Origin of the sequence: Pseudomonas frederiksbergensis (assembly GCF_000802155.2) — a bacterium.
Classification (GTDB): Bacteria; Pseudomonadota; Gammaproteobacteria; order Pseudomonadales; family Pseudomonadaceae; genus Aquipseudomonas; species Aquipseudomonas frederiksbergensis_A.
On sequence record NZ_JQGJ02000003.1, the window covers coordinates 278,485 to 291,022 of the forward strand.

General features: G+C 61.2%; 11 protein-coding genes. 6 read left to right on the forward strand and 5 right to left on the reverse strand.

Annotated elements, in window-relative coordinates; translation table 11 throughout:
• Nucleotides 1-16 precede the first annotated feature (16 nt).
• From ftsX to ftsY, 3 genes are read right to left on the reverse strand one after another with little or no spacing between them, the layout of a single operon-like run.
• Nucleotides 17-1,039, reverse strand: coding sequence for a permease-like cell division protein FtsX (gene ftsX, locus JZ00_RS07230; RefSeq protein ID WP_039590458.1), 1,023 nt, complete (start codon nucleotides 1,037-1,039; stop codon nucleotides 17-19).
• Nucleotides 1,036-1,707, reverse strand: a complete 672-nt coding sequence (gene ftsE / locus JZ00_RS07235; protein WP_024778908.1) for a cell division ATP-binding protein FtsE — start codon at nucleotides 1,705-1,707, stop codon at nucleotides 1,036-1,038. Before ftsE ends, ftsX begins: the two co-directional genes overlap by 4 nt.
• Nucleotides 1,704-3,119 (reverse strand): signal recognition particle-docking protein FtsY, encoded by a 1,416-nt coding sequence (gene ftsY / locus JZ00_RS07240; RefSeq protein WP_039590455.1) that lies wholly within the window; start codon nucleotides 3,117-3,119, stop codon nucleotides 1,704-1,706. The genes ftsE and ftsY overlap by 4 nt, the downstream gene beginning before the upstream one ends.
• A 344-nt stretch (nucleotides 3,120-3,463) precedes the next feature.
• Here ftsY and JZ00_RS07245 point away from each other — a divergent pair, with 344 nt between their 5' ends.
• The 6 genes from JZ00_RS07245 (at nucleotide 3,464) to JZ00_RS07270 (ending at nucleotide 10,898) form a co-directional block, all read left to right on the forward strand.
• The gene (locus JZ00_RS07245) at nucleotides 3,464-4,816 is read left to right on the forward strand and encodes a M16 family metallopeptidase (protein ID WP_039590453.1); all 1,353 of its coding nucleotides are present in this window, start codon (nucleotides 3,464-3,466) and stop codon (nucleotides 4,814-4,816) included.
• The gene (locus JZ00_RS07250) at nucleotides 4,813-6,303 is read left to right on the forward strand and encodes a M16 family metallopeptidase (RefSeq protein WP_039590451.1); all 1,491 of its coding nucleotides are present in this window, start codon (nucleotides 4,813-4,815) and stop codon (nucleotides 6,301-6,303) included. The genes JZ00_RS07245 and JZ00_RS07250 overlap by 4 nt, the downstream gene beginning before the upstream one ends.
• Nucleotides 6,303-6,920, forward strand: a complete 618-nt coding sequence (rsmD, locus tag JZ00_RS07255) for a 16S rRNA (guanine(966)-N(2))-methyltransferase RsmD (RefSeq protein ID WP_039590449.1) — start codon at nucleotides 6,303-6,305, stop codon at nucleotides 6,918-6,920. The genes JZ00_RS07250 and rsmD overlap by 1 nt, the downstream gene beginning before the upstream one ends.
• Before the next feature lie 106 nt (nucleotides 6,921-7,026).
• A complete protein-coding gene (locus JZ00_RS07260) occupies nucleotides 7,027-8,364 on the forward strand; it encodes a M16 family metallopeptidase (protein WP_039590448.1) in 1,338 nt (445 codons plus the stop codon).
• 28 nt (nucleotides 8,365-8,392) lie between these two features.
• Nucleotides 8,393-9,826: a M16 family metallopeptidase gene (locus tag JZ00_RS07265; RefSeq protein ID WP_235433056.1), complete on the forward strand. Its 1,434-nt coding sequence runs from the start codon at nucleotides 8,393-8,395 to the stop codon at nucleotides 9,824-9,826.
• Nucleotides 9,827-9,905: 79 nt separating this feature from the next.
• Nucleotides 9,906-10,898, forward strand: coding sequence for a hydrolase (locus JZ00_RS07270; protein ID WP_039590446.1), 993 nt, complete (start codon nucleotides 9,906-9,908; stop codon nucleotides 10,896-10,898).
• Nucleotides 10,899-10,901: 3 nt separating this feature from the next.
• Here JZ00_RS07270 and JZ00_RS07275 read toward each other — a convergent pair whose 3' ends face one another.
• On the reverse strand, nucleotides 10,902-11,756 hold the full coding sequence (locus JZ00_RS07275) for a sulfurtransferase (protein WP_039590441.1): 855 nt from the start codon (nucleotides 11,754-11,756) through the stop codon (nucleotides 10,902-10,904).
• 37 nt (nucleotides 11,757-11,793) lie between these two features.
• Nucleotides 11,794-12,465, reverse strand: a complete 672-nt coding sequence (locus JZ00_RS07280; RefSeq protein WP_039590862.1) for a TetR/AcrR family transcriptional regulator — start codon at nucleotides 12,463-12,465, stop codon at nucleotides 11,794-11,796.
• Between the last annotated feature and the right edge of the window lie 73 nt (nucleotides 12,466-12,538).

The following is a 12,538-nucleotide window of genomic DNA, read 5'->3' on the forward strand; positions in this document are numbered from 1 at the left end:
ATACGCGCAACAAATACTATTTTGGAGCAAGCTCACGCAGGTGGCGTGCTACCGCAATCCATGCACCGATATAACCCAACAGCACCGCGCCAAGCAAGAGCGACAGACCGTCGGCGGCTGGCACACCGGCCAGCGAGAAATCGCTGCCGTACAAACCGGCCAACCCCACTACCGCATCGTTCAGCCAGTCCAGGCCGAACGCCAATACGCCCCAGGACAGGATGCCGGCACCGAAGCCATACAGCGCTCCCATATAAAGAAAGGGCCTGCGCACATAACTGTCCGTCCCGCCGACGAGTTTAATCACTTCTATCTCGGTGCGGCGGTTTTCAATATGAAGACGAATGGTATTGCCTATCACCAAAAGTAATGCGGAAACCAGAAGCACCGTCAGACCGAAGACAAAGCGGTCGCCGAGCTTGAGGATCGCCGCAAGACGCTCGACCCAGACTAGATCAAGTTGCGCTTGTTGTACCTTCGGCAATTCGGAAAGTCTTTGTCTTAATGCTTCAAGGGTCGGCTTGTCGACCTCATTCGGGGTAACCAGCACCACGCCCGGAAGGGGGTTCTCGGGCAGTTCCTTGAGGGCTTCGCCCAGGCCGGATTGCTGCTGGAACTCTTCAAGCGCCTGCTCGCGCCCCACGTATTCGGCATCGGCCACGCCCGGCATGGCCTTGATCTGTTCACGCAGTGCCTCGCCTTCACCCGGCGTCGCATCCAGTTGCAAATAAAGGGAGATCTGCGCTGCTCGCTGCCAGGAGCCGCCCAAGCGCTCCACATTACTCAGCAGGAGCGACAAGCCCATGGGCAGGCTCAAGGCCACTGCCATGACCAGGCAAGTAAAGAAGCTGCCGATCGGCTGCTTGCCCAGGCGCCGCAGGCTGTCGAGCAGGCTGGCGCGATGGCTTTCGATCCAGGCGTGCAACAGCGTGGTGAAATCCGGGCCGTCGTCATCGTCGCGCTTTTTCTTTTGCGGCTGCGGATCGGTGCCCTTCGGGGCAACGCGTTCGGCCACTTTCGGGCTGCGGGTAGCACTCATACGCCTGCCTCCCCGTCGCCAATCAATCGGCCGCGTTGCAACGTGAGCATGCGATGGCGCATGCGTGCGATGAGCGCCAGGTCATGGCTGGCGATCAGCACGCTGGTGCCCAAGCGGTTGATGTCTTCGAATACGCCCATGATTTCCGCCGCCAGGCGCGGGTCGAGGTTACCGGTGGGTTCATCCGCCAGCAGCAAGGCCGGACGATGGACAATAGCGCGGGCGATACCGACGCGCTGTTGCTGGCCGGTGGACAGGTCGCCCGGGTACAGGTCGGTCTTGTCCGATAGGGCCACGCGCTCCAGCGCCGAGTCCACGCGCTTGTTGATTTCAGCCTTGGACAATCCAAGAATCTGCAACGGTAGCGCCACGTTGTTGAACACCGTGCGATCGAACAGCAACTGGTGATTCTGGAATACCACGCCAATCTGGCGCCGCAGATAGGGAATCTGGGCGTTGCTGATGGTGCTCAGGTCCTGGCCGGCCAGCAACAATTTGCCGGTGGTGGGCCGTTCCATCGCCAATAGCAGGCGCAGCAAGGTACTTTTACCGGCACCGGAATGGCCGGTAACAAACAGAAATTCGCCACGACGGACCCGAAAGCTCAGCTCATGCAAGCCGACGTGACCGTTCGGATAGCGTTTACCGACCTGTTCGAAACGAATCATGAATGCTCCCGCTCGGCAAACAATGCCTGGACAAACGGCTCGGCTTCGAAGGTGCGCAAATCATCGATGCCTTCACCCACGCCGATGTAGCGAATCGGCAGGCCAAATTGCTTGGCGAGGGCAAAGATCACCCCGCCCTTGGCGGTACCGTCAAGCTTGGTCAGGGCCAGCCCGGTCAGTTCGACGGTCTGGTTGAACTGCTTGGCCTGGTTGATAGCGTTCTGGCCAGTACCAGCGTCCAGTACCAGCAGCACTTCATGGGGCGCGTCGGCATCGAGCTTGCCGATCACCCGGCGAACCTTTTTCAACTCTTCCATCAGGTTGTCTTTGGTGTGCAGGCGACCGGCCGTGTCGGCGATCAGCACATCGATGCCACGGGCCTTGGCCGCTTGCACGGCGTCGAAGATCACCGAAGCGGAGTCGGCGCCGGTGTGCTGGGCGATCACCGGGATCTTGTTGCGTTCGCCCCACACTTGCAGCTGTTCGACCGCGGCGGCGCGGAAGGTGTCGCCCGCGGCGAGCATGACTTTCTTGCCTTCGAGCTGCAGCTTCTTGGCCAGCTTGCCGATGGTGGTGGTCTTGCCGGCACCATTGACGCCAACGACCAGGATCACGAACGGCTTGTTCTGCGAGGCAACCACCAGCGGTTTTTCCACCGGCTTGAGCAGGTTGGTCAGTTCGCCCTGCAGGGATTTGTACAGCGCATCGGCATCGGTCAGCTGTTTGCGGGCGACCTTCTGGGTCAGGCTCTGGATGATCACCGAGGTGGCCTCGACGCCGACATCGGCGGTCAGCAGGCGAGTCTCGATGTCTTCGAGCAATTCGTCATCAATGACCTTCTTGCCGAGGAACAGGCTGGCCATGCCTTCGCCAATGCTGGCACTGGTCTTGGACAGGCCCTGCTTGAGGCGGGCGAAGAAGCCGACCTTGTTCTCCTCGGCAGGACGCGGCGGCTCGGCCGATGCCGGAACCTCTGTCGGGGCAACCTCTGGCTCGGAAACAAGCTCAGGAACCGGAGGCACGACCACGGCGGCCGGTGTTTCCTCCGATTGCGTCGGGGCAGGAATTGGTGGGGTGACGTGGGGCGCCTGGGCGTCCTCGACCAATGCGACCGGCTCTTCCGCCACGGGCAGGGTCAGCCAGGGTGTCTGCCCGGCTGGCGGGGTCAGGGGTTGCTCATGCACTGGCCCATGCACGGGCTCGGCTTCAGCCTCGGCCGGTTGCAACACCGGCTCGGCAATCGGCAGGACAATGGGCGCAGCCTCTTCGACCACCGGTTCTTCGGCAGGCCCAGGCTGCGGTTGAGGCTGTTCGACTACGGTTTCCTGCGGCTTCTTGCGCAGCCATCCGAACAGGCTTTTTTTCTCGCCAGCCGCAGCTGGGGTCTTCTTGTCGTCGTTGGAACCAAACATGGAGGACGGCTATCTCACGGTAGCGACGCGCCTGGAGGGCGCCTCGGTGATAAATATTCGATGCTGAACAGACTGCGTTTCATCGAGCTTGTTCACGCGCAACAGATTGTCGAAATGTCCCCAGGACACCTCATGGTCGATTTTTTCGAAGGACTGGTACGGCATCGTCGGCGAAAACGCAGGGATAGAGAAGAAAACCCGACGTTTCTGCGCAGAACCCAGACAACCCAGGGCCGATAAAAGACCCGATAGGCGTGGCCGCCAGTAAAACGGACCGTTATCCTAGCACCTCCTCGCCTGCTGAGGCTAAGACCCGGCAGGCAGCCCGACAGGTTTAAACACGAATGAATGCTCTTGCCCGCCGCGCCGCAGGCCTGCTGCTCAGCACGGTTTGTCTGCCCTACTCAGCCTTGGCTGCCGATCCACAACCTACCCATGAATTCACCCTCGACAACGGCCTGAAGGTCGTCGTGCGCGAAGACCATCGCGCACCGGTGGTGGTTTCCCAAGTCTGGTACAAGGTCGGTTCCAGCTACGAAACGCCGGGCCAGACCGGTTTGTCCCATGCCCTGGAACATATGATGTTCAAGGGCAGCGATAAAATCGGCCCCGGCGAAGCGTCGCTGATCCTGCGCGACCTCGGTGCCGAAGAGAACGCCTTCACCAGCGATGACTTTACCGCCTATTACCAGGTACTGGCCCGGGATCGCCTGGGCGTGGCCTTCGAGCTCGAAGCCGACCGCATGGCGAGCCTGCGCTTGCCGCCGGAGGAGTTCAGTCGCGAGATCGAGGTGATCAAGGAAGAGCGCCGCATGCGCACCGACGACAAGCCGATGTCCAAGGCCTTCGAGCGCTTCAAGGCCATGGCCTATCCGGCCAGCGGTTACCACACGCCGACCATCGGCTGGATGGCCGACCTGGACCGCATGACCGTCGGCGAACTGCGTCATTGGTACGAATCCTGGTACGCCCCGAACAACGCGACCCTGGTCGTCGTCGGCGACGTGACGCCGGACGAGGTGAAGACCCTGGCCCAGCGCTACTTTGGCCCGATTGCCCGGCGCGACGTACCGGCGGCGAAAATCCCGCTGGAGCTGGCCGAGCCCGGCGAACGCAAGATCACCCTGCATGTACGGACCCAGTTGCCGAGCGTCATGCTGGCATTCAACGTACCGAGCATCGCCACCGCGACGGACAAGGCCTCGGTCAACGCCCTGCGCTTGATTTCGGCCCTGCTGGACGGCGGCTACAGCGGCCGGATCCCGACCCAGCTGGAACGTGGCGAAGAACTGGTCTCGGGCGGGTCGTCGAACTACGACGCGTTTACCCGTGGCGACACGTTGTTCACCCTGTCGGCAACGCCTAACACGCAGAAAAACAAGACCCTCGCCCAGGCTGAAGCCGGGCTGTGGCGCTTGTTGGAAGCGCTGAAGACGACCGCCCCGACCGCCGAGGAACTGGAACGCGTCCGCGCCCAGGTGATCGCCGGCCTGGTGTATGAGCGCGACTCCATTACCAGCCAGGCCACTGCGATCGGCCAACTGGAAACCGTCGGCTTGTCCTGGAAACTGATGGACACCGAGCTCGCCGAACTGCAAAGCGTGACCCCGCAGGATATCCAGAAGGCAGCCCAGCTGTATTTCACCCGCCCGCGCTTGAGCGTCGCGCATGTCCTGCCTGAGGAGAAAGCTCAATGAGTGAGCGCAAATCATCGCGCCCGGCGCTGATCGGCCTGGCGCTGGTCGCCTCGGTCGCCGCGCTGGCCTTTTACCTGTCGCCTACGAACAGTTCCGACGCCAGCCAGGCGCTGGACCAGGCCAAGTCAGGCAACAAATTGCAATCGCTGGCCGAACTGGACGATAAGGCGCCGAGCCGGCGCCAGCTCGATGTGCAAACCTGGAAAACCGCCGACGGCGCCAAGGTCCTGTTTGTCGAAGCCCGGGAATTGCCGATGTTCGACCTGCGCCTGACCTTCGCCGCCGGCAGCAGCCAGGACGGCGATGCCCCAGGCCTTGCCCTGCTGACCAATGCCATGCTCAACGAAGGCGTGGCCGGCAAGGACGTCAGCGCCATTGCCCAAGGCTTCGAGGGCCTCGGCGCGAACTTCGGCAACGGCGCCTACCGGGACATGGCCGTGGCCTCGTTGCGCAGCCTCAGCGCGACGGAAAAGCGTGAGCCGGCACTGAAGCTGTTCGCCGAAGTCGTCGGCAAACCGACCTTCCCCGCCGACTCGTTCGCCCGCATCAAGAACCAGATGCTTGCCGGTTTCGAGTACCAGAAACAGAACCCCGGCAAACTGGCGGGCCTGGAGCTTATGAAACGCCTGTATGGGAATCATCCGTACGCCCACTCCAGCGATGGCACCGAAAAGAGCATTCCACCGATAACCCTGGCCCAAGCCAAGGCCTTCCATGCCAAGGCCTATGCCGCCGGCAACGCTGTGATCGCGCTGGTGGGGGACTTGTCCCGCGCCGAAGCCGAAGCGATCGCCAGCCAGGTATCCGCCGCGCTGCCCAAAGGCCCGGCGCTGGCGAAAACCCCGCCACCGGTAGAGCCGAAGGCGAGCATCAGCCACATCGAGTTCCCGTCCAAGCAGACCAACCTGATGCTTGCGCAGTTGGGCATCGACCGCGACGATCCGGATTATGCCGCAGTGTCCCTGGGCAACCAGATCCTCGGCGGCGGAGGCTTCGGTACGCGATTGATGACGGAAGTACGGGAAAAACGCGGCTTGACCTATGGCGTTTACTCAGGTTTCACGGCGATGCAAGCTCGCGGTCCGTTCATGATCAATCTGCAAACCCGCGCCGAGATGAGTGAAGGTACGCTCAAGCTGGTGCAGGACGTGTTTGCCGATTACCTCAAGAACGGCCCGACCCAGAAAGAACTCGATGACGCCAAGCGCGAGTTGGCCGGGAGTTTCCCGCTGTCCACCGCCAGTAACGGCGACATCGTTGGCCAGCTTGGCGCCATGGGCTTCTATGATTTGCCGCTGAGCTACCTGGAAGATTTCATGCGCCAGTCCCAGGAACTGACGGTCGAGCAGGTCAAGGCAGCTTTGAACAAACACCTGAGCACCGACAAGATGGTCATCGTCACCGCTGGCCCGACCGTCCCGCAAAAGCCGTTGCCGGCGCTCACTGACAAACCTGCCGAGCAGCCGCTCGGGGTTCCGGAGCACTAATGGCCCGTTCATCGAGTTCCACCCGCAAACCCACGCACAACGGTGTGAACCAACTTCGCATCATTGGCGGTGAATGGCGCAGCCGACGCTTGAGCTTCCCGGATGCCCCAGGACTGCGGCCGACACCGGACCGGGTGCGCGAAACCCTGTTCAACTGGCTCGCACCCTACGTCGCGGGCGCCAAGGTGCTCGACCCGTTTGCCGGCAGCGGCGCGTTGTTTCTCGAAGCGCTGTCCCGTGGTGCCGCCATGGGCCAGGCGCTGGACGCCAGCAGCCTGGCGGTTTCCAGCCTGAAGGAACACCTCGGCACCCTGCGCTGCACCGTCGGCCAGGTGCAGACGGCCGACGCGCTGCGTTACCTCGACAGCCAACCGGCGACCCGCTTCGACCTCGTGTTCCTCGACCCGCCGTTCAATCAAAACCTGCTGCCGACAGTCTGCGCCTTGCTCGAGGAACGTCAGTGGCTGGCCGAGGATGCCTGGGTCTACACTGAAAGCGAGACCGCCCCGTCCACCCTGGGACTGCCGAGCAATTGGCGCCTGCATCGCGAGCAGAAATCCGGACAGGTCTTCTATGCACTTTGGCAGCGCAGTGCTGGAACCATCGTCCCGGACTGAACAGTAGAGAACTTGAAAAGTGCGGTACATAGTTACCGCCCATCACCAACCTGGAAACGCCACAGTGATTACACAATTTCTGTAATTCACTGAGGACGATACATCCATGGACTTTTTCCGCAGCCGGATGCTGCTTGTTTTTTGGCTGGCGCCACTAATCGCCCAGGCCGACTCCCCACCGACCCACGAATTCACCCTGGACAATGGCCTGAAGGTGGTGGTGCGCGAAGATCATCGTGCGCCACTGGTCAGCTCGCAACTCTGGTTCAGAGTGGGTTCGGCCGACGAAGCGCCAAGCCGTTCAGGGCTGTCTCACGCACTGGAACACATGGTCTACAAAGGTAGCCACAAGAGTTGTGCGGGCGAGGCCATGGAAATCCTGGGTTCCCTGGGCGCTCAATACAATGCCTTTACCGGGAAAGATTTCACCGTACATCATCAAACTCTTGAGCCTCGTCACTTGGGCGTCGCGTTCGAACTGATGTCAGACCTCATGTCAACTGCGCACCTGCGCGCCGAAGACTGGTTGCCGGAAATCGCCGTCATCCAGGAAGAACGGCGCGAGGGCCAGGACCAACCTGGGGAGCTGGCCCTGGAACGCTTTCTTAGCCTGGCCCACCTTTCAAGTGGCTACCGCACGCCCACCATCGGCTGGGCACACGACCTGCAGCGACTCGACATCGCTGACTTGCGCGACTGGTATCAAACCCGCTATGCGCCGGGAAATGCCGTGTTGGTCGTGGTTGGCGATGTCACGCTTGAACAGGTCAAGCGGCTGGCACAAAAGTACTTCGGTGCGGTAGCCGCCCGTCCTTTCACCATGGCGCGCGCACCGCTGGAGCTGGACCGACCCGGCGAGCGCAGGCTCATCCTTAATGTACCCGACGCCTCTCGGCAATTACTGATTGCGTTCAATGTCCCGGTGCTGGTGACCGCCGAGCCTCCACGAACCGTGCACGCGCTGCGCTTGCTGCAAACGCTACTGGCGGGTTCAAGCAGTGCCCGCCTGCAATCGCAGCTTCAATTCAAGACCTCGCTGTTCTCCACTCTATCCTCCCAGTACAACTGGCTGGCACGTGGCGACGGTCTTTTGTTGATCGACGGCCATATCTCCAATGCCTACACCGGCTCGCTCGATGACGCGGAGGCGCGCGTGTGGCAAGAAATTGAAAAGCTACGAACCCATCCCCCCGCGGCTGATGAACTGGAACGAGCCCGAACGCAACTGATCGCGCAAAACATTTACGGCCAGGACTCGATAGAAGGGCAGAGCTATTACCTCGGCGCCCTGGTAAGCAACGGTCTGCCCTGGCGATCGATGAACGACGAAATTGCCGACCTGAAAAAAGTGACTCCGGATGACATCCGACAAGCCGCCGCGACCTATCTGACCCGCGATCGCCTGGCCATAGCTCAAGTCCACCGGGAGCAAACCCATGAATAAACCAGCTCACGTAGGTTGTCATGCGTTGTTGGTCATCGCACTGTTGGGTTGTTGCGCACAGGCTTTGGCCGATACCGTTTCTCATAGCTCCAATTTGCGTCTGCAATCGCTTCTTGAGCCAGACATTGTCGCACCCCAGCCGCGCGCCCTGACCGTCAAGGGTTGGAAAACAACGGCAGGCAGCAAGGTCTTGTTCATCCGTACGACGGCAGCGCCGATGTTCGATGTCCATGTCAGCTTCGAGGCGGGAAGCGCCCGCAGCAATATCCCTGGCCTCGCCGGCGCAACCTACAACATGCTCAGCGAAGGCGTGCCAGGTATGGAAAGCCATCAAGCAATCATCGGCACCTTCCAGAGTCTGGGGGCGAGGCTCAGCATGGATATAGGTCTGCACCGCAGCGAATTTTCCTTGCGCAGCTTGAGCGAAGTGGAAAAGCGCGCTCCAGCCCTGCGGCTGTTTTCGCAAATGTTGGGCAGTCCTCTCCTAAGTGACGACGCATTGGTAAGGGCAAAAAACGAGGCGAAAGACATACTGCTGCGTGGCATACAGAACCCGACGAGCTTCGCGTTCCAAACCCTCAAGGAACAACTGGCCCCCGAACGTCCCTATGCTCAACCGACGTTCGGCACAAACGAGGCGTTGGAATCTCTGACGCGCCAAGCGGTACAGGACTTCCATCGGCAAGCCTACTCGGCTCCAACGGCGCAGATCACCTTGGTCGGCGACCTCACGCTCGAACAGGCGCAACTGATCAGCCAGCAGATCAGCAGCGCCTTGCCCGGCAGCCGCCAGGCCGTCGCCGGTCCCAACAGCTCCTCCTCGGCCGGCACGCCAAAAAACAGCCATATAGAACGGGAGCTGCAACAAACCCAACTTTTGCTCGCCCAGTCCACCGTGCCGCGCAAGCATGCCGACTACCTTGCGCTGGACGCAGCAAATATGATTTTCGAAAACCGATTGATGACGCAGCTGAGGGAAAAACGCGGCCTGGTGTATGGCACCGAGATTCTGCAGTGGGACTGGGCCGATGGCGCCCTGGCTGTCATCTCGCTTCGGACCAGTCCACACTTCAGCCAGGGCACTCAGACGTTGCTGCGCTCAATGTTCACCGACTATCTGCGCGACGGACCAACGCAACAGGAAGTTGACCAACTGAAACGCCGGATGAAGAGTTCGATTGCTCATGACACCGCCAACAATTCACAGATTCTCGATCAGTTGATCAAGATAAACCGATATGACCTGCCGCTGGATCTGGACCACACCGTCCAACAAATGCAGAAACTGACCCCCAAGCAAATAAAGGACGCACTGAATCGGCACCTTGAAGCCGATGGCTGGCACGTTCTGACGGTGGGCCCCACGGCTGAGCAGCAACCTTTGCCAGCGCCAGTGTCGCCGTCGGCCGATCCGCTCCAACAGGACATATGTCGCGCCACGCAGACCTTTATGGCAATTTAACGCTGCAGCGCCGGGCGCACCTTCACGCCTGGCGCCTATGCTTGAAATAACGAGATCCTACGTGCTTGCAGCTTCCTCCATGTCCAGCCAGCAATTTACACCGGCCTTTGGCCTGGCCAATCCACACCTGCAAACCTTGTGGGGGCCATTATGGCGAAAATCCTACCCCCTCAACCGTGAACGAGAGCGGCTGTGGCTGGAAGATGGCGACTTCCTCGATCTCGACTGGTACGGGCCCCATAGTGCCGACGCGCCGTTGGTGCTGGTGCTTCACGGGCTGACCGGTTCTTCCAGCTCGCCCTACGTGACGGGCTTGCAACGAGCACTCGACGACCAAGGCTGGGCCAGTGTCGCGCTGAACTGGCGCGGGTGCTCGGGGGAGCCGAACCTGCTGCCCCGCAGCTATCATTCAGGCGTCAGCGAAGACTTGGCAGCCACCCTGATCCACCTGCGGAGCCGACGACCATTGGCCCCCCTGTTTGCAGTGGGCTATTCCCTCGGCGGCAACGTCTTGCTCAAGCACTTGGGCGAGACCGGCAACGACAGCCAACTGCAGGGCGCGGTGGCCGTTTCAGTGCCGTTTCGCCTGGACCAGTGCGCCGACCGTATCGGACAGGGGTTTTCCCGGTTCTACCAAGCGCACTTCATGCGCGAGATGGTGGCCTACGTACGCAACAAACAACGCCAGTTCCAGCATGACGGACGCCACGAAGGGCTTGCGGCCCTGGCCGCGCTGGGCTCGCTGGACAACATGCGCACGTTCTGGGATTTCGATGGGCGAGTCACTGCGCCGCTGCACGGGTTTTCGGACGCGGCGGACTATTATCGACGCGCCTCCAGCCGCTATTTCATGGCGGGGGTCAAAACACCGACCTTGCTTATCCAGGCAGCCGACGATCCGTTCGTATTTCCCCACAGCTTGCCCGAGCCCGATGAGCTATCTGCGTCGACCCGGCTCGAACTGCATACCCGGGGCGGACACGTCGGGTTCGTCGACGGGACGTTGCGGCGCCCCGGCTACTATCTGGAAAGGCGCATCCCCAAATGGCTGGCGAGCCTGGGACACGGTTGAGCATTACTCGCCCTTCGCCACGCCCCGCTGTGGATCCGTGATCCACTCACTCCAGGAACCGGCATATAGCTTGCCCAACGGATATCCTGCCAGGCACAGCGCGAACAGGTTATGGCATGCCGTTACGCCGGAGCCGCAATAGGCCACCAAGCCGGTCGGCGAGCGATCACCGAGTTTTCCGGCAAAGCGCTGCTCGAGCTGGTCGGCCGGCAGGAAACGTCCATCGACGCCCAGGTTGTCGGTGAACGCCGCGCATTGCGCGCCCGGAATATGCCCGGCCACCGGGTCGACCGGCTCGACTTCCCCCTTGAATCGCGGCAATGCCCGCGCGTCCAGCAAGGTCATTTCCGGTTGGCCGAGGCGTTGCTGCAGCGCTTGCGCGTCCACCAGCAAATCCGCGTCCGGCGAACCATTGAAGGTGCCGGGCGCGATGGCAGGCGGATCGAGACTCAGGGGCAAACCCGCCGCGTGCCAGGCCTTGAGCCCGCCGTCGAGGATGTGGACGCCCTCACGCTTGCCCAGCCAGGCCAGCAACCACCAGGCCCGAGCGGCGTAGGCACCGGGGCCATCGTCATACAGCACGACGTCACTGTCGTTATTGATCCCCCAGGCCCGCAGGCGCGCAATCAACGCGTCAGGCTCAGGCAGAGGATGGCGCCCGGTCACACCCCTGACGACCGAGCCGCTCAGATCGCGCTCAAGGTCGGCGTGGGACGCACCGGCAATATGGCCTTCGGCGTAGCTGCGCTGGCCGTAGTCCGGATCTTCGAGGGCAAAACGACAATCAAGAATCACCAGCCCGGGCCGTGATCGCCTCTGTTCGAGGGCTTGGGGGCTGATGAGTTGCGCGATGGGCATGGCGAGCTCCTGTGGCTGAATCAAGCAGGTCCGACCCTTACTGCCCTTCTTCCAGGGTCTGGGCCAGGGGGACGTAGAATTCTTTGAACAACGCATCCACCGCTTCACGGGCCTGGTCGGTCACGAAACCCGCTTCGAGCACCAAGACCTGATACACGCCACGCTTGATGGCTTGTTCGCTCAGGTGATTGGAATTTTCCCGGGTGGTACACAGGAACCGTACCCAGGACGTGAGGATGATCCATGCGTTAAGGGTCAGTGATTCGATCTGCACGCGGTCCATTTTCAAGATGCCGGCAGCGACGAACCCCTCGTAGATCGCGGTGCCATGAATCAGGCAGCGCTGGGAAAATCGTCGATAACGAGCCGCTAGTTCCGGGTCACTGTCGAGCAGGTGCTCCAGGTCCCGATGCAGGAATCGGTAGCGCCACATCGCCGATAGCAATTCCTGCAGGTAAAAGCGCTTGTCATCCACCGTGGACAGGCGGCCCTGGGGCGGGCGCAAGAAGCTGTCCACCAGGTTTTCGTACTCACTGAACAGCACGGCGATGATCGCCTGCTTGTTGGGGAAGTGGTAATAGAGGTTGCCCGGGGACATCTCCATATGAGCGGCAATATGGTTGGTACTAACGCTGCGCTCGCCCTGCCGATTGAACAGCTCGAGGCTGTTCTGCACGATGCGCTCGCTGGTTTTCATTCGTGGGGCCATGGCTTGGGCTTTACTGAAAAAGTGATCGAAGGGCATCTTACGACCTATCGGTCACAGGATAAAACCCAAGCGA